This window comes from Comamonas denitrificans (assembly GCF_017368815.1).
In the GTDB taxonomy this organism is placed as follows: Bacteria; Pseudomonadota; Gammaproteobacteria; order Burkholderiales; family Burkholderiaceae_C; genus Comamonas; species Comamonas denitrificans.
The window spans coordinates 90,528-107,930 of the sequence record NZ_JAFNME010000005.1; the positions used below are offsets into that span (position 1 = coordinate 90,528).

At 60.9% G+C, this 17,403-nt stretch carries 14 protein-coding genes; 7 read left to right on the plus strand and 7 right to left on the minus strand.

What is annotated here, in order from left to right:
* Window positions 1–36 precede the first annotated feature (36 nt).
* The 3 genes from J1777_RS03685 to cobO form a co-directional block, all read right to left on the minus strand.
* Complete coding sequence (locus J1777_RS03685) at window positions 37–2,298, minus strand: EAL domain-containing response regulator (RefSeq protein WP_207574485.1); 2,262 nt, start codon at window positions 2,296–2,298, stop codon at window positions 37–39.
* Between the two features lie 146 nt (window positions 2,299–2,444).
* The gene (locus J1777_RS03690) at window positions 2,445–2,984 is read right to left on the minus strand and encodes a methylated-DNA--[protein]-cysteine S-methyltransferase (RefSeq protein ID WP_207574486.1); all 540 of its coding nucleotides are present in this window, start codon (window positions 2,982–2,984) and stop codon (window positions 2,445–2,447) included.
* A gap of 3 nt (window positions 2,985–2,987) precedes the next feature.
* Window positions 2,988–3,557, minus strand: coding sequence for a cob(I)yrinic acid a,c-diamide adenosyltransferase (cobO, locus tag J1777_RS03695; protein WP_207574487.1), 570 nt, complete (start codon window positions 3,555–3,557; stop codon window positions 2,988–2,990).
* Between the two features lie 227 nt (window positions 3,558–3,784).
* Between cobO and J1777_RS03700 the strand changes: the two genes are divergently transcribed.
* Genes J1777_RS03700 through J1777_RS03710 form a run of 3 tightly spaced genes read left to right on the plus strand, consistent with a single transcriptional unit; the run spans window position 3,785 to window position 6,701 of the window.
* Window positions 3,785–5,542: a sensor domain-containing diguanylate cyclase gene (locus J1777_RS03700; RefSeq protein WP_207574488.1), complete on the plus strand. Its 1,758-nt coding sequence runs from the start codon at window positions 3,785–3,787 to the stop codon at window positions 5,540–5,542.
* Between the two features lie 11 nt (window positions 5,543–5,553).
* The gene (gene pnuC / locus J1777_RS03705) at window positions 5,554–6,144 is read left to right on the plus strand and encodes a nicotinamide riboside transporter PnuC (RefSeq protein WP_207574489.1); all 591 of its coding nucleotides are present in this window, start codon (window positions 5,554–5,556) and stop codon (window positions 6,142–6,144) included.
* Window positions 6,087–6,701, plus strand: coding sequence for an AAA family ATPase (locus J1777_RS03710; RefSeq protein WP_207574490.1), 615 nt, complete (start codon window positions 6,087–6,089; stop codon window positions 6,699–6,701). The genes pnuC and J1777_RS03710 overlap by 58 nt, the downstream gene beginning before the upstream one ends.
* Here the strand turns inward: J1777_RS03710 and J1777_RS03715 are convergent.
* From J1777_RS03715 to J1777_RS03730, 4 genes are all read right to left on the minus strand, one after another.
* Window positions 6,655–8,100: an efflux transporter outer membrane subunit gene (locus J1777_RS03715; RefSeq protein ID WP_207574491.1), complete on the minus strand. Its 1,446-nt coding sequence runs from the start codon at window positions 8,098–8,100 to the stop codon at window positions 6,655–6,657. The genes J1777_RS03710 and J1777_RS03715 overlap by 47 nt on opposite strands.
* Complete coding sequence (locus tag J1777_RS03720; RefSeq protein ID WP_207574492.1) at window positions 8,093–11,248, minus strand: efflux RND transporter permease subunit; 3,156 nt, start codon at window positions 11,246–11,248, stop codon at window positions 8,093–8,095. Before J1777_RS03720 ends, J1777_RS03715 begins: the two co-directional genes overlap by 8 nt.
* Before the next feature lie 13 nt (window positions 11,249–11,261).
* Window positions 11,262–12,497: an efflux RND transporter periplasmic adaptor subunit gene (locus tag J1777_RS03725; RefSeq protein ID WP_242700368.1), complete on the minus strand. Its 1,236-nt coding sequence runs from the start codon at window positions 12,495–12,497 to the stop codon at window positions 11,262–11,264.
* A 139-nt stretch (window positions 12,498–12,636) separates the two neighbouring features.
* Window positions 12,637–13,422: an SDR family oxidoreductase gene (locus tag J1777_RS03730; RefSeq protein ID WP_207574494.1), complete on the minus strand. Its 786-nt coding sequence runs from the start codon at window positions 13,420–13,422 to the stop codon at window positions 12,637–12,639.
* A 156-nt stretch (window positions 13,423–13,578) separates the two neighbouring features.
* Between J1777_RS03730 and J1777_RS03735 the strand changes: the two genes are divergently transcribed.
* From J1777_RS03735 to J1777_RS03750, 4 genes are all read left to right on the plus strand, one after another.
* Window positions 13,579–13,902: a hypothetical protein gene (locus J1777_RS03735; RefSeq protein ID WP_207574495.1), complete on the plus strand. Its 324-nt coding sequence runs from the start codon at window positions 13,579–13,581 to the stop codon at window positions 13,900–13,902.
* 148 nt (window positions 13,903–14,050) lie between these two features.
* Complete coding sequence (gene gcvH / locus J1777_RS03740) at window positions 14,051–14,419, plus strand: glycine cleavage system protein GcvH (RefSeq protein WP_207574496.1); 369 nt, start codon at window positions 14,051–14,053, stop codon at window positions 14,417–14,419.
* Window positions 14,420–14,516: 97 nt separating this feature from the next.
* On the plus strand, window positions 14,517–16,757 hold the full coding sequence (locus J1777_RS03745; RefSeq protein WP_207574497.1) for a PAS domain-containing hybrid sensor histidine kinase/response regulator: 2,241 nt from the start codon (window positions 14,517–14,519) through the stop codon (window positions 16,755–16,757).
* Window positions 16,754–17,401 (plus strand): RluA family pseudouridine synthase, encoded by a 648-nt coding sequence (locus J1777_RS03750; RefSeq protein ID WP_207574498.1) that lies wholly within the window; start codon window positions 16,754–16,756, stop codon window positions 17,399–17,401. Before J1777_RS03745 ends, J1777_RS03750 begins: the two co-directional genes overlap by 4 nt.
* Window positions 17,402–17,403: the final 2 nt, after the last annotated feature.

Below are 17,403 nucleotides of genomic sequence, written 5' to 3' on the forward strand. Positions count from 1 at the left end.
GCTGCTTGCGCTTGAGGGATCAGCGTTTAAGGCTGTTTAAGTGCTATTTTTTTCTAACCAAAGCAAGAAGTCTTGCTCTGGTAACGGGCGGGAGAAGAAATAGCCCTGCCCCAGTTCACAGCCTGCCGCCAGCAACGCCCGGCGCTGCGCATCGGTTTCAATGCCTTCGGCCAAGGTGGCCAGTTTTAAGTGCTGGGCCAAGGTGATGATGGTGTTCGCAATCTCCAAATGCACGCCGGTGCCAGCGTCGGCCTGGGCCTGCGGCAGATCACCGCTGACAAAGCTGCGGTCAATCTTGAGTTTGTCCAGCGACAGGCGCTGCAAGATGCTCAGCGATGAGTAGCCCGTGCCAAAGTCATCCATCGCCACACGAATGCCCTGGGCACGCAGGGCTTTGAGCTTGGCTTGCACATCCTCCACCTTGCTCACGGCCACCGATTCGGTCAGCTCAATTTCTACTTGGTAGCCCTGCACACCCGAAGCGGCCACCAAGGCCAATACTTGCTCGACAAAATCGGGCTCGGCAAATTGTACTTGCGAGACATTGATCGCCACCCGAAAGGCATCATTCACCCGCCCTACCAAACTTTTGCGCCAGCGCAAGGCCGTGGCAATGACCCAATGCCCCAAGGCCAGCATCAAACCGGCCTGTTCAGCCAGGGGAATAAATTGGTCCGGGGGAATGAATTTTCCGCCTGGCACCGGCCAGCGCAGCAGGCACTCGGCGGCCACCACCTGCCCGGTGCGCAAATCAACGCACGGCTGGTAGTGCAGGCACAACTGCTCTTCGGAAAACGCCGCGCGCAAGCAATTTAAGCGCTGCATGCGCTGGCTGGCCGCTTCCGATTGGGTAGGGTCAAAGTACAGGCTTTTGCCACGCGCCTGCCGCTTCGCTTGCTTGAGTGCGACCCCGGCATCTTTCAAGGCAGTCACCCCATCGGTCGAGCGCAATTGCACCAGCCCCACGGTGGCAGAAAGGCGCAACAGCTCGCCGTCCTTCACGGCAAAGGGCTGAGCAAACACCCCCAGCAAACGCTGCGGTGCGATGCTCGCTGGGGCACCGTACACCCCGAACAGGTCACCACCGACACGGGCAACCACAGCATCCTGGGCAAATTCTGCGTGCAATCGGTGGGCCACGGCTTTGAGCACGGCATCACCAAAATGGGCATCCAGCACGCTGTTAATGTCGGCAAAACCATCTAAATCAAGCAGGGCCAGCACCCCTTGCGGGTATTGCTGGGCATCCAGCGCCGCCACCATGGCGTTGCGGTTGGGCAGGCCCACCAAGTCATCACTGAACGCCAAAGCGTTGATGTCCAGGTACAGCTGCAATTTTTCAAAGGCCATCGTGGCATTGCTGACAAACACCTCCAGCAAGCCTTGCTCCAGGGAGTGCGTAGACATTTGCAATGCCGAACGCGTGGCAGACACCGCCAGCACCACACCATGGGCACTGGGAATAAACAAATGCACTGCCTGGGCATCAAAGCGATGGCTTTGGGCTTGCAAGGTTTGCTGCAGACCCGCCCCCATGGGCACATGCTCCAGGGCACTGCCCACCCAATGTTGGCAGTCTGCACTGGCCGCCAGCACATAAGGCGCTGTACCGGCCACGTGCACAGCAATGGCGATTTGCCCCTGCTCTTGGCACGCAGAGGCCGAGCCATCGCCGTACAGCAAAACCTCCAGTTGGCGCAGTAAATTCTGGGCAAAGCCTTGCAGATTGTTGGCCTTGCCCAGCGCCAAACTGGCTTGCAAAATCCGCGCCAGCCGCGCTTGCCCCCATTGCAGCAGCTCAATTTGGGCATAGGCGCGAATGGCGATGACCAAACTGGTGAACAGGCGCTCCTGTGTCAGCTCCGACTTGGTTTTGTAATCATTGATGTCGTATTGCTGAATGGTTTGCAGCTCGGGCACATCGCCCGGCTGGCCCGTGCGCAAGACCACGCGGATGGCGGTATTGCCCAGCACCTCACGAATATGGCGCACCAATTGCAGGCCCGCGTCCTGCTGCTCCATCACCACATCAATCAAGGCGACCGCAAAATCTGGGTTCTGCGCCAGCAAGGCCTGCGCCTGCTGGCTGGAGTAAGCATGGCTAAAGGCCAAACTGCGGCCTTCAACCTCGATGCCTTTGAGCGCCAGCTTGGTGGCGGCATGCACATCCGGCTCATCATCGACCACCAAGATATGCCACACCGCTGGGCTTTGCGTTTTTTGCGTGGTGTGCGGTGCAGGTGCAGCACTGACTTCTTCAGCAAAAACAAACTCATCACTGACGGTGCTTGAATTCATACAAGTTTGGGCGCTTAGACCTTGGCAGACAAGAAAATAACTCTACGAGTTTAATAGCAAAAAAAAATGCATTTTAGTTTTTTTCAATGATCTGCAGTTTTATCCTGAACAGCACCACCGCCCTCTTTTGCGATGCGCCAGACCGATTAAAAATGCCTTGAAAAGTCCTGCTGCCCAGCCTCTAGCGCTATCAAAGCCTGTTTGCGGGGCAAGCCACCGGCGTAGCCCGTCAGCGTGCCATTGCTGCCAACCACCCGGTGGCAGGGCACGATAATGCTGATCTTGTTTTGCCCATTGGCGTTGGCCACGGCCCGCACGGCACGGGGCTGGCCCAGTGCCTCGGATTGCTGTGCGTAGCTGCACGTCTGGCCAAAAGGAATGCGCAGCAGGGTTTGCCAAACCCGCACTTGAAAATCCGTACCAACCCAATCCAGCGGCACATCAAACGCTTGGCGCTGCCCGGCAAAGTATTGCGCCAACTGCAGCTGCGTGGCGTGCAGCACGGCCGTTGCAGCCGTTGCACTTGCCACCTCCACGCCCCCATGGGCTTGGCGCACCTGGGCCGTGTGCCGCTGCAAGCTTTTTTGCTCGGCAAAATCCAGCAGGCACAACCCCCGATCACTGGCAATGGCCAGCATCTCACCCAGCGGGGTGGGGATCAGCAAAGAGTGCAAAACGGCCGCCATACCTCAATCCTCAATGCCGCGCTGTGCGGGCACGCCCGCGTTGAATGCGTGCTTGATTTGCTGCATCTCGGTGACCGTATCGGCCAGGTCAATGATCTCTTGCGGGCAATTGCGCCCCGTCAGGCACACATGCACGGTTTTGGGCCGCTGCTGCAACGTCTCGAGCACTTCTGCCAGCGGCAGCCAGCCAAAAATCAGTGGGTAGGTCACCTCATCGAGCACCACCAAAAACTGCTCGCCCGACAAAATATCGGCCCGCGCCCGCGCCCAGCCATCGCGGGCCAGTTGGGCTGAATGCGCTAAATCCTTGCTGTCCCAAGAAAAGCCATCGCCCAACCCCTCGACCGACAGGCCCACCCGCTCGGCCAAACGGTGCTCGCCAAAGCGGGCGCTGGGCACTTTCATGAACTGGTACACCTTGACCGCCTTGCCCCGCCCCAGGGCACGAAAGGCCAAGCCAAAGGCGGCGGTACTTTTACCCTTGCCGTCACCGGTATTGACGATGACCAGGCCACGGCGCTCGCCATCGGGTTTTTCATAGGGTTTTGTAGTCGGAGGAGATGTAATTTGCATAATGATTAATATTAACAAGCTCAAAAAACCATACGGAATTTGCTTGCAAAATTCGAAGCAATAGCCAAATAAAACCCGGCATACTTCAGGGCATGCCTCGACCATCTGCATTGCATCTGTTTACCGGAGCCCCCAATAAATCAAAATTTGGTTTGTTGGTAATACTGCTTTTAGGGCTGGGCTATTGGGCTGTTTTATTGCACAACCACCAAGAACAGCGTGCAAGCTTGCAAGCCCAAACGCAATTGCGCGTCACCCAGGTAAGCCATGCGCTGGCCAACCAAGTCGGGCTGCTGTTTTCCAATATTGATGATGCCGCGCTGCGTTTTGGCAGCGTCTATGCAAAAGATCCGGACTATGCGCTCACGCACCTGCCATCTTTTTTTGCACTCACTTCTGCCAACCAGGCCATCTCCCAAGTGGCCCTGGCCAATCCCCAGGGGATTGTTACTTATTCCTCCCTGGCCCCTCATGGACAGCCAGAAGCCACCATTTCCATCGCAGACAGGGAGCACTTTCGGGTGCATGCCCAGGGGCAGGTCGATGGGCTGTATATCGGCGTTCCCGTGAAGGGCCGTGTTTCGGGCCAATGGACCATCCAGCTCAGTCGCGCCTTGCAGCGCAATGGGCACTTTCTGGGGGTTGTGGTGGTGTCCATCCCGAGCGATTACCTGGCGGGCATGTTCCAGGATGTGTTCAACCAACCCCACGATGTCGTGGAATTGCGCCGCACAGATGGCCGCTTTTTAGCCCGCACACTGGACACCGAGCAAGCCTTGTCCCAATCCACACCCAGCCCCATCGGCATAGAAACGGGGCCAGAAACTACCGATCACTCCCGCCCTGCTACCGGAGCCAGCGTACAAACATCGCCGCTTGACCACATTCAACGCTTTTATGCCTGGGCGACGGTGCCCCAATTTGAGGTACAGGTGATTGCCGGAGTCGATCAGCGTGCGGTCTTGGCCCCATTGGAAGCCAGTATCCAGAAAAATCTTGTCCTCAGTGCGCTGGGCACGGGCTTGGGCTTGCTGGCGGCTTTGCTGCTGCTGCGCTTTAGCCAACAACGCCATCGCATGTTCAACCACCTGCACTTGGTGCAAGCACAGCTCATGGCCTTGATTGCCCGCTTCCCGGGTGGTGTGGTACTAGAAAATCCACTGGAACACACCAGCGTCACCATCAACCCCCCGTTGGCACAGCTGTTGCACCTACCCAAGACACTGAAAATTCAGCACGATGATTTAAAAAACCGCATTCCTGCTGAGCTGCGTGAAGTGCTTTTGCCCCAAGCCCCAGATGCCGAAATACCCCAAGGGCAAGAGGTGGCCTTGGCCGATGGCCGCGTGCTGGAGGTGGTGCAGTTTCTCTTGCAATCACCCCATGTTGCCGCTGGCCAAGCGTTGGGGCGCTTGTCCCTGGTGCAGGATGTCACGGCCCGCCACCAGCACCAAAGCATGCTGGAGCAACTGGCGCTGACCGATGCCTTGACCGGCCTGCCCAACCGCCGCGCTTTCATGCAAGCCTTGGAGCACGAATGCACACTGATTACCACCCAAAAAGCCCCCGATGCCGCCTTGGTGCTTCTGGACATTGACCACTTTAAAAAGGTCAATGACACCTATGGCCACAGCGTGGGCGATGAGGTCATCAGCCACCTGGGACACCTGCTGCGCCAAGGGCTGCGCACCTCGGATATTCCGGGGCGCATTGGCGGCGAGGAGTTTGCCGTGCTGCTGCCAAAAATCAACCTTGGACAAGCCCAGGCACTGGCCGAACGCCTGCGCCAAAGCCTGGAGAACAACCCGGTTCCCACCTCGGCGGGGCCTTTGGTGGTTCACGCCAGTTTTGGGGTGTACCCCATCACCAGGAAAACGGCGGATGCGGCCCAATGCCTGCACCGGGCCGACATGGCGCTGTACGACGCGAAAAATAACGGCCGCAACCAAGTGCGCACCTGGCACCCAGGGCTGCAACCACGGTAAATTGCGCCCCCATGTTCTTCTGGATTGAAAATTTGGCCGCCGCGTTGGGCGTGCTGTCGGTGTGGCTGATGGCCCGCCAAAAACCTATAGCCTGGCCCATTGGTTTTTTTATGGTGGTGCTGTACGCCATCGTGTTTTTTGAGGCCAAGCTGTATTCGGAAACCCTGCTGCAAATCATCTATGCCGGGCTGCAAGCCTATGGCTGGTGGTGTTGGCTGCGGGGTGCAAAAGCCCAGGCACTGCCCGTCACCATTTTGGCCATGCCCTGTGTGCTGCGTGATCTGGCCGTTGGCGCACTGATAACACTGGCCTTGGGCAGTTTCATGCACTTGCACACCGATGCACAAATGCCATGGCTGGATGCCACACTCACCGGCTTGAGCTTGGTGGGCCAATACTGGATGGCCCATAAACGCCTGCAATGCTGGCCGCTATGGCTGGTGGTGGATGTGGCCTACGTGGGCATGTTTTGGGCGGCAGGCTTGGTGACCACCACGCTGCTGTATGTCGGCTTTATCGGCTTGGCCGTGTATGGCTGGCGGCAATGGTCGATGGCCATGGCGCAAAACACCGTTTTGCCATTGCCCAAGGCCGCGCCATGAAAGTCGTGGTTTTAACCGGCCCGGAGTCGGCCGGCAAAAGTACCCTGTGTAGCGCCCTGGCCCAGCGCTTTCAGGCCCCAGTGGTGCGCGAATACGTGCGCGAATACATGCACGGCCTGGGGCGCGAGACCTGTCTGGCCGATGTCACCCCGATTGCCCAGGTGCAATGGCAGCGCGAGCAAGCGGCCCGTGCCTTGCGGCCGCCCTTGTTGCTGCTGGATACGCATTTACTCTCTAACCACCAATGGAGCCTGGCGCTGTTTGGCCACAGCCCCGCCTGGATTGCCCAGACATTGGCCCAGCAACACTACGACGCGGTGTTTTTACTCAGCCCCGAAGGCCTTGCATGGCAAGCCGATGGCCTGCGCTGCCAGCCCAAGGTGTCGGAGCGCTGGGCCTTTCACGATGCCCTGCACCACTGGTTGGCCACGCACCCACACACCTCCAGCACCACAACCTTGGTCACAGGCGATTGGCAACAGCGCTACCAGCAGATTGAGGCGGCGCTGATCACTCTGCTGGCAGCGCCTGCCCGCCCAGCACCTTCCACAAGGTAATGCGGTTTTGCTGCTCGGCCAGTTGCAGGCTGATCTGCATTTGCTGGGCCGCGTACAGGCTGCGCCGCGCATCCAGCACGGTCAGAAAATCATCGGCCCCCGCATCAAAGCGGGCCTCTGACAGCGCTTGCACCTTCTGCGCTGTGTGTACCACACCGTTTTGCGCCCCCAAACGCGCGCCCCATTGGTCGCGATCGGCCAGCACATCGGCCACTTCCCGGAAGGCGGTCTGCACGGTTTTTTCGTACTGGGCCAGGGCGATGCGCTGGTTGGCTTGCGCCACTTGCAGCCCAGCGCGCAACCGTCCCCCCGAAAAAATGGGCAAATGCACGGCGGGGGCAAAATTCCAAGTGCGGCTGGCCCCGGTAAACAGCGCATCCAGTGCCGTACTGCTGCTGCCGGTGCTGGCCGTCAGGCTGATCGTGGGAAAAAACGCCGCCCGCGCAGCACCAATGTGGGCGTGCTGGGCGATCAAAGCATGCTCAGCAGCCTGCACATCGGGGCGGGCCAGCAAGACGCTGGAGGGCAGCGCCTGCGGCAGCGCGGGCCAAACCGCCTGGGCCGGCGCTTGCAGCCAGCCTGCAGGTGGTAAGGCCTCTGCCGCCAGCGCCGCCCCCACCAACAGCTGCAGCGCATTGCGGCTGCGGGCCAGTTGGGCGGTGTACTGGGCCACATCGCCCCGGGCGGTTTCCACCGTGCCCAGGTTCTGCGCCAGCGCCAGGCCCGAGGTCGCGCCCAGCTGGAACATGCGGCGCATCAAGGCGTAAGACTGTTCCCGGGTGTCCAGGGTTTGCTGGGCCAGCGCCAGGCGCTCTTGGTCGGCGGCCAGGGTCAGCCAGGCATTGGCCACCTCGGCAATCAAGGCAATTTCTACGCCCCGGCGGTTTTCTTGCACTTGCAAAAACTGCTGCCAGGCCGCCGCATTCAAGTTGCGAATGCGGCCCCACAAATCCACCTCGTAGCTGGCAAAGCCAATGCTGGCGCTGACCTGCTCATTCACCAGGCGGGTGCTGTTGCTGACATCGGCGCTGCTGCGGCTGCGCTGGCCTTGCAGCTGGGCGGCAATGCTGGGCAGCTGATCGGCCCGGGCGATGCCGTACTGGGCGCGGGCCTTGGCCACGTTGTCGGCGGCGATGCGCAAATCGCGGTTGTTGTGCAGCGCCAAGGCAACGGTGTGGCGCAAGCGGTCATCGGCCAGCCATTGCAGCGCATCGGCTTGGGCGGCCGCCAGCACGGCTGGCGCAAGCGCTGGCGCTGGTGTGGCATCTGGCACCGTGGCCGCCACCACATCCTGCGGTTGTTGATAGCTGGGAGCGAAGTTGCAGCCTAATAAAATGCTTGAAAATAGCAATAAAACACTGATTTTGCAAGCGTTGGCAGCTCTGCTATTTTTAGTCATGCGGGGCACTCCCGGCCTCTGCAGCCTCGGTGGGCTGGCGGCTGCGGCTTTGGAACCAGCTGCGCACCAGCAAGAAAAACACTGGCACCAAAAACAAACCCAGCACCGTTGAGGCCAGCATCCCGCCCAACACCGCCGTGCCAATGGCATTGCGCCCGCCCGCGCCTGCGCCCGTGCCCAGGGCCAGCGGCAGCACGCCAAAGCCAAAGGCCAGCGAGGTCATCAAAATGGGCCGCAAGCGCAGGCGCACGGCCTGCACCGTGGCATCAACCAACTTGTGCCCCCGCTCTTGCAGCTGCACGGCAAACTCCACAATCAAAATCGCATTTTTCGAGGCCAACCCTATGGTGGTGAGCAGCCCCACTTGGAAGTACACATCGTTCGTCAGCCCCCGGCTGTAGGTGGCCAACAGCGCCCCCACCACCCCCAGCGGCACAGCCAGCATGACGGACAAGGGCACCGTCCAGCTTTCGTACAGCGCCGCCAGGCACAAAAAGACAAACAAGATCGAAATGGCGTACAGCAGCGGCGCTTGCGCCCCGGATTGGCGCTCTTGCAGCGATGCGCCCGTCCACTCATACCCAATACCAGGGGGCAGGGTTTGCAAAATGTCTTCGACGATTTGCATGGCCACCCCGGAGCTGATGCCCGGTGCGGCGCTGCCAATGATTTCATAGGCTGGAGCGCCGCTGTAACGCAGCAACTGCGGCGAGCCGTAATCCCAGTAGCTGCTGGAGAACGCGTCAAAACCCACCATCTCGCCGTTCTTATTGCGCACCGCCCATTGCTCGATGTCTTGCGGCAGCATGCGGTAGGGCGCATCGCCTTGGATGTACACGCGCTTGACGCGGCCGTTGTGCAAAAAGTCATTCACATAGGTGCCGCCCATGGCGCTGGAGAGGGTGCTATTGACATCGCTGTAGCCCAGCCCCAGGGCAGCGGCCTTGCGGTCGTCGATGTGCAGGCGCAGCTCGGTGGCATCGTCCAAATTGGTGCTGCGCACATTGGTCAGCTCGGCGTATTGGCGCGCTTCTTGCAAAAACTGGTCTTTGGCCGCCAGCAAGGCCGTGTGGCCCAGCCCGCCCACGTCTTTGAGCATGACGTTAAAGCCGGCGTTCGAACCCAGCCCGCGCACGGCGGGCGGCTGCATGACAAACACCTTGGCATCGCGGATGCTGGCCAGCGCCTGGGTGGCGCGGTGGGCCACCTCGCCCGCCGATTGGCTGGGCAAAGGGCGCTGGGCCCAGGTTTTTAGCCGCACAAAGCCCCGGGCCGAGCTTTGGTCGCCGCTCAAACCCGACACCTGGTTGAAGCTGACCACCTCGGGTTGGGCCAGAAAGTACTCGCGCACCTGGTCCAGCACCTGCTGCAGCCGGGCATCGGCGGCCCCGGCCGGCAAATTCACGCTGACAAAGACAAAGCCCTGGTCCTCGTCGGGCAAGAACGAGGTGGGCAAGCGCTGCAGCAGCACCCACATGGCCATCAAAATGGCCAGAAAGATCAGCAGCATGCGTTTGCTGCGCTGCAAAATTTTGGCCACCCCGCTTTGGTAGCGATCGGCCGTGGCATCAAAGTGGCGGTTGAACCAGATAAAAAAGCGGTCGTTGATGCCCAGCAGCCCTTTGCGAATCCGGCCGCCGTGCGCCGTGGGCGGTTTGAGCAACGTGGCGCACAGCGCGGGGGTCAAAGTCAGCGCGACAAACACCGAAAACGCCATCGCCGCGACGATGGTGATGGAAAACTGGCGGTAAATAATGCCCGTGGAGCCGCCAAAAAACGCCATGGGCACAAAGACCGCCGACAAGGTCACGCCAATGCCCACCAGCGCGGGCGTGATCTCGCGCATGGATTGGCGCGTGGCCTCTTTGGCGGGCAGGCCCGTCTCGTGCATCACGCGCTCCACGTTTTCCACCACCACAATGGCATCGTCCACCAGCAGGCCAATGGCCAGCACCATGGCAAACATGGTCAGCGTATTGATCGAAAACCCGGCCGCCGCCAGCACCCCCAGCGTGCCCAGCAGCACCACAGGCACGGCAATGGCCGGAATCAAGGTGGCGCGAAAGTTTTGTAAAAACAAAAACATCACCAACACCACCAGCACCATGGCCTCGCCCAGCGCTTTGAGCACCTCTTCAATCGAAGCGCGCACAAAGGGGGTTGAATCTGAGCTGACAAAGTAGTCAATCTCGTTGGGGAAAAACGGCTTCATGCTGTTGAGCTTGGCCACCACCGCATCGGCCACGTCCATGGCATTGGCCCCATCGGCCAGCACCACGCCCATGCCCGCGCCGGGCATGCCGTTGAGTTTGGATTTGACAGTGAGCGAATCAGGCCCCAGCTCCACCCGAGCTACGTCTTTAATAGCTACGACCGCACCGTTTTCAGTGGATTTCAAGACGATTGATTCAAATTCTTCGACCGTTTTAAGCTTGGTGCGTGCAGTAATCGTAGCGTTGAGCTGTTGATTCTCCACCGCCGGCAAGGCCCCCAGCTGCCCGGCCGACACCTGGGCATTCTGGGCATTGAGGGCTGCCACCAAGTCGGCGGGAATCAAGGCGTACTGGCGCATCTTGGCCGGGTCCATCCAGATGCGCATGGCATAGCTGGTGCCAAATACGTTCACATCGCCCACGCCATCAATGCGGCCGATTTCATCGACGATGTAGGTTTGCAGGTAGTCACCAATATCCACCGAGGTCATGCTGGGCACGGTGGAATAAAAGCTGTAGGTGGCCAAAAAGTCCTGCCCACCCTTGTTCACAAACACGCCCCGGCTTTTCACGGCATCGGGCAAGCGGTTCATGGCCGATTGCAGCTTGTTTTGCACCTGCACCTGGGCCACGTCAATGTCGGTTCCCGGCGCAAAGGTCAGCGTGGTGCGGGCGCGGCCTGAGGAGTCGGAGGTGGAGCTCATGTACAGCACGTTGTCAATGCCTTTGAGCTGCTGTTCGATGATTTGCGTCACCGAGTTCTCCACCGTCTCGGCCGAGGCACCGGTGTACTGCGCCCCGATCGTCACGCGCGGCGGGGCAATGTCAGGGTACTGCTCTAGCGGCAGGGTAAACAGCGACAAAGCCCCAGCCAGCATGGTGACGATGGCCAGCACCCACGCAAAAATGGGGCGGTTGATAAAAAACTGTGCCATGGTGTGCGCCCCTTTATGGCTGGCGCTCTAAGGCCGAGCGCAGGGCCGCTGCCGCGGCCTGGGGATCAACCGCTGCGGCGGCAGGGCGCTGCGCGGGCATGGTCTGAGGGTCCACTCGATCGCCGGGTTTAAAGCGCTGAAAACCTTCCACCACCACCATGTCGCCCGCCTGCACCCCGCTTTCGACCAGCCACTGGTTGCCCACGGCCTGGGCCAATTGCACCGTGCGCTGCACGGCAATTTTTTGCCCCTCCCTGTCTTGCACCACCAGCACCGAGGCGCGGCCCGTGGCATCGCGCGTCACCGCCTGCTGCGGGATCAGCAAAGCGCCGCTGGCCATGCCCGTGGGCAGCACGGCCTGGGCAAACATGCCCGGCAGCAACTGGCCATCCGGATTGGGCACCACCGCCCGCAAGGTCACGGTGCCCATGCTGGGATTGACCATCAGTCCCGAAAACTGCAGCTTGCCCACATGGGGGTAGGCACTACCGTCTTCTAGCTGCAGGGCAATGGGCATGCTGCTGGCATCAAGCTTTTCGTAGCGCCCCGCGGCCCAATCGCGCTGCAATTGCAGCAATTGGGCGGTGGACTGGGTGAAATCGACGTACATCGGATCGATCTGCACCACCTCGGTCAAAGCCGTACTTTGGTTGGCCGTGACCAAGGCCCCAGGGGTCACGTTGGACAGGCTGATGCGCCCGGCAATCGGCGCTTCAATCCTAGCATAGCGCAAGTTGGTCTGCGCCATTTGCACACTGGCGCGCGCGGCCTGCACTTCGGCCTGGGCAATGCGGGCCGCCGCTTGGGTGTCTTCGTCCTGCTGGGCGCTGATGGCGGCGATTTTCACCAACTGCGCGCTGCGTTGCGCCTGCAGCTGCTGGCGCTCAAAACTGGCCTGCGCCTTGGCCAGCGCCGCTTGGGCGCTGCTGAGGTTGGCCTGCAGCAAGGTGGCATCTATCTGGTACAGCGCCTGCCCTTGGCGCACCAAGGCCCCCTCGGTAAACAGCTGCTTTTGAATAATGCCGCCCACCTGGGGCCGCACCTCGGCCATCTGAAACGCCCGCACACGGCCGGGCAAGGTCGTTTGCAGGGCTTGGTCTTGGGGCTGCAGCACCACCACCCCCACCTGGGCAATGTCTTGCGGGGTGGTGTTCGCTGGGTCTTTGCTCCCTGGGCCACAGCCTGTGAGCAAGCCCAGGCCCACTCCCAAGCTGCCCAGCAATGCCGCCACCCTGGCCCATTGGTTCATTTTTTGCTGCACTGAAGAAGAACGACCAAGGGGAATGGGGAAGAAAACAGACATCGGTTCGGCAGGGGGGATGGAAAGCAAGGCGGCATTGTCGCTTGCCCAAGTGAAGTTTTTGTAAACCGCTGTACCCAGCTGGCGGCTAGCCCAAAACGGCACTCACCCCGCCATCCACCGCCAGCCATTGGCCGGTAATGTGCTTGCCCGCCGCACTGGCCAAGAGCACGGTGATGCCTTTTAAATCCTCGTCATCCCCCAGCCGGCGCAAAGGGGCCTGGGCGCACATCTGCGCCTCACCAATGGAGTCAATCAAACCGGAAGCCATTTTGGTGCGGAAAAACCCTGGGCAAATGGCATTCACCGTAATGCCCTGCGGCCCCCACTCGGCCGCCAATGCGCGGGTGAAGTTCAGCACCGCGCCTTTGGAGGTGTTGTAGGCCAGGGTGCGCATGGCAATCGGGTTGCCACCCAGCCCGGCGATCGAAGAGATATTGATGATGCGCCCGCCGCGCTGCAGCATGCCCGCGCGGGCCACCGCTTGGCTTAATAAAAAATAGCCCCGGATATTCAAATCCATCACCTTGTCCCAGGCGGCCAGGGGGTGCTCCTCGGCCTTGGCACCCCACGTGGCCCCGGCGTTGTTCACCAAGATATCAATACTGCCCAGGCGTTGCACCGCCGCTTGCACCAAGCTGGCAATCGCCTCAGGCTGGGCGCAATCGGCCGCCAGCCACTGGGCATCAATGCCTTGGGCCTGCAGCGCAGTGACAGCACTTTCCAGCTCGGCGGCTTTGCGGGCCGTGAGCAGCACCCGTGCCCCGGCTTCGCCCAAAGCCTGGGCCATTTGCAGCCCCAAGCCCCGCGAGCCCCCCGTGACCAAAGCAGTTTTTCCGGTTAAATCAAACAGTTGTTGCACGCTGCGTGCCATGGCAAGTCTCCCTGAAAGTGAATGAAAAAAAACATTGTCCCGAGCGAGGCCAGCGGGCCTTGTCACACGGGTGCCACAGTCTCAAAAGAACACTTGCCAAAGCTGCAAAAATAACTGTATATTTGAACAGTTACTGCTTATTCATACAGGTGTTTTATGCAAACTACTTTTGAAACTTTCCCCAGCAACACGCAGTTTTCCATCGAGCTGTGCGACTACCCCGAGCTGCCCGAAACCCAGCGCGAACGCGCCGAGGCCCGCTATGCCCGCACCTTGGAGCGCCAACTGGGCGATGCCCAATCCGTCTGCGCCCTGTACACGCTGATGGAGCAGCTGCAAGAGGCCAGCCCGGAAGACATCCCGCCCAACGCCCCGGCCCTGTACCAGCGCTGGCTCAAAGCCGTGCAGGCCGCCACCGAAGCGGGCATGCAAGGCCTGGGCGAAGCGGAAACGGCGTACTTCTCGATTCGACTGCAATAAAAATAGCTGCTTGCGCTTGTTTTTAGGCATTTTTATATTAAAAACATTTAAATATGCTCTTTAATAAAGCGCAAGCAGCTATTCTTTTATCCAGCTTGAAAATCGCTACAGTTGCCGCTTTCCCCTGTTTTGCTTTTCAGCCCCTGCCATGCCCCGCCTCTACTCTGTTGAACATGTTTGGCTTGATGCCAGCACCCCCGACGCGGCCACCGTCGGCATTACCGCCCACGCCCAAGAGGCGCTGGGCGATGTCGTATTTACCGACTTGCCCGCCCCCGGCACCGTGCTGGCGGCAGGCCAAGTGGCCGGAGTGATTGAATCGGTCAAAGCCGCAGCCGATTTATTTGCCCCCGCCAGCGGGGAAGTCCTGGCGATCAATCCCGCCGTGCAAGCCAACCCCAGCTTGCTCAACACCGACCCCCTGGGCGCGGGCTGGCTGTTTACCGTGCGCCTGACGGCCCCCGCACAGCTCGATGCATTAATGGACGAAGCCGCCTACCAAGCGTTTTGCCAGTAAGTTGCTGGCCGTTGGCCACCCGCAGGCGCGGCCAGCTTCCCCAGTAAGCGCCAGCAGTGGTAAAACCGGGCACCTGCCGTTTTGCCCTGCTGCTGCCATGCGCCAACCTGATTTGTCTTTTCTCGTCCAACGCCAAGAAAGCCTGGGCGATGACGCACCCCTGCCGCTGTTGCCGCAGGAGCCCTGCTTCGCCCCGCTCGAGGCCGTCGAAGCGGCCGCGCAGCTGCCCCAGGACGACCCCTTGGCCATTTTGATTGCCGAGTTGCGCAACTACCAGGCCGAGCTGGAGGTGCAAAACCAGGTACTCAATTACAGCCAGGCGGTGGCAGAAAGCGCCTCTGAGCGGTTTGAAGCCTTGTTTGCCAGCGTGCCGCTGCCGCTGCTGGTGCTGGACGATGCGCACGACATGGTGATCCAGGCCAACGCCATGGCGCTCAATGCCTTTCAGCCCCAGGGCAGTGACCGGCTGCTGGCCTCTTTCATGCCGTTTGTCTGCCCCGCCGACCGCGACCGGGTGCAGCAGGCCTTCACCCTGGCCCGCAGCCAAGGCAAAAGCGAAGTGCATGAAATGGTCTTCAACCTGGGCAACCGCAGCACCATGCAGGGCGACTTGCACATTGCCTGCATTGAAGTGCCCCGGCAAGACGGCCCCCCCACGGCGCAATTCATGTGCGCCATCATCGACCAGGAGCCGCTGCTGGCCGAGCGGCGCACCCTGCAGCAGCGCAATGCCCAGCTGCTGGCCAGCGAAAAACGGCTGGAGGCGGTGATCAACGCCTCGATGGATGCCATCATCAGCGTGGACAAGGCGATGCGCATCACCGTCTTCAACCCCACAGCAGCGGCCTTGTTTGCCTGCAGCGCCGAAGATGCCCTGGGCAGCCCCTTGGCGCGGTTTTTGCCCGAGGTGGCCGCCTCTTTGCCCTTGTCCCACATCACCACCCAGGCCCTGCTGGGCGAAATGCAGGCCCACACAGCCAGTGGCCAGCGGGTGGCGGTGGAGGTCAGCGTCGCTTTTGAGCCTGACGGAACCAGTACCACCGTGTTTGCCCGCGACCTGACCAGCCGCAAGCGCACCGAAGCGCAGCGCAGCGCCCTGGAAACCCAATTGCGCGAAGCGCACAAAATGCAGGCGCTGGGCACCATGGCCGGGGGCATTGCGCACGACTTCAACAACATCGTCGGTGCAATCCTGGGCAACGTGGAATTGGCCAAAACCGATAGCAGCCACCAGCCGCAGCTTTTGGACAGCTTGCTGGAAATTGAAAAAGCCGGCCGCCGCGCCCGTGATTTGGTGCGGCAAATTCTCACCTTTAGCCGCAACGAGCCCCCCGCCCGCCGCGCCGTCCACCCACGGCACGCCATCCAAGAAAGCGAAAAACTCTTGCGCATGGGCCTGCCCCCGGCGATTGAGCTGGCGATTGATGCCCCGGCCGATCTTCCCCCCATGCTGGCCGACCCGGCCCAGGTCGAGCAAGCCTTGTTCAACCTGACCAACAACGCCATTCATGCCATTCACAACAGCATGCATTCCGGCGGAAAAATCACCATTCGCGCCCGCCTGGCACTGCCCGATTTGGGGCTGGTGCAGCGCTTTGACTTGCAGCCGGACAACTACATTGCCCTGACGGTGCAAGACAACGGCCCGGGCATGGATGCCGCCACCCAAGAGCGCATTTTTGAACCCTTCTTCACCACTAAGCCCGTGGGCCAAGGCACTGGGCTGGGGCTGGCCGTAGTGCACGGCCTGATGCGCACCCACGAAGGGGCTGTCGAGGTGCACAGCCACCCGGGCCAAGGCTGCACCTTCACGCTGTACTTTCCGCTGCTGCCCGCCAGTACGGCGGCGATTTTTACTGCCCCCCGGTTGCAGCGCGTTAAACCCCTGGAATCGGCCGCCCTGCCCGTCACCCTGCACTCGGCCCCACAAATGCAGCACCATGTGATGTATGTCGATGACGATGCCGCCATGGTGCATTTGGTGCAGCGCCTGCTGCGCCGCCGGGGCTACCAAATCACCACCTTTGAAGATCCCCGGGCGGCCGTCCAAGCGTTGCACGCTACGCCCCACGCCTTTGATTTGGTGGTCACCGACTACAACATGCCCGGTTACTGCGGTCTGGACTTGCTCAAAGCGGCCCAGTCGATTCGCCCCGATTTGCCCGTGGCCCTGGCCTCGGGCTACGTCACCTCGGAAATCAGCGAACAGGCCCTGGCCGCCGGGGCTTTGGCCCTGATTCACAAACCCAACGATGTCAGCGAGTTGTGCGCCATCGTGGATCAGCTTTTGCACCCCAATACCCATGCCACCACCGACTGGCATGAACGCCAAAAATGACCCCTCCACGCCCTGTCTGCCTGTATGAAGACCACGCCCTGCTGGTCTTGCTCAAACCTGCGGGCCTGCTGTGTGTACCGGGCCGAGGGCCGGACAAACAAGACTGCCTCAGCGCCCGCGCCCAGGCGCATTGGCCCGATGCGCTGGTGGTGCACCGCCTGGACATGGCCACCTCCGGTCTGGTGTTGCTGGCCCGCAATAAAACCGCCCAGGCGCAGCTAAGCCAAGCCTTTGCCCAGCGCCAAGTGCACAAGCGCTACAGCGCCATCGCGGCGGGCGCACTGCACACCAAAGGCTGGCAGCAAATAGATGCCCCGCTGCGCTGCGATTGGGAGCAGCGCCCCCGGCAAATGGTCGATCCCGTGGCCGGCAAACCCAGCACCACCCGCTATTGCGTGGCCCCCGACCAAACGGGCGTGCCTGGCGCGTGTACCCGGCTGTGGCTGGAGCCCATAACTGGGCGCAGCCACCAGCTGCGCGTGCACTTGGCCCACTTGGGGCACCCCTTGGTGGGCGATGCTTTGTATGCCCCACCTCGTGTGCAAACGCTGGCTCCACGCTTACTGCTGCATGCCCAAAGCTTGGGCTTTGCCCATCCAGAGCACGGTAAACCCCTGTTTTTTCATTCCACAGCCGATTTTTGAAT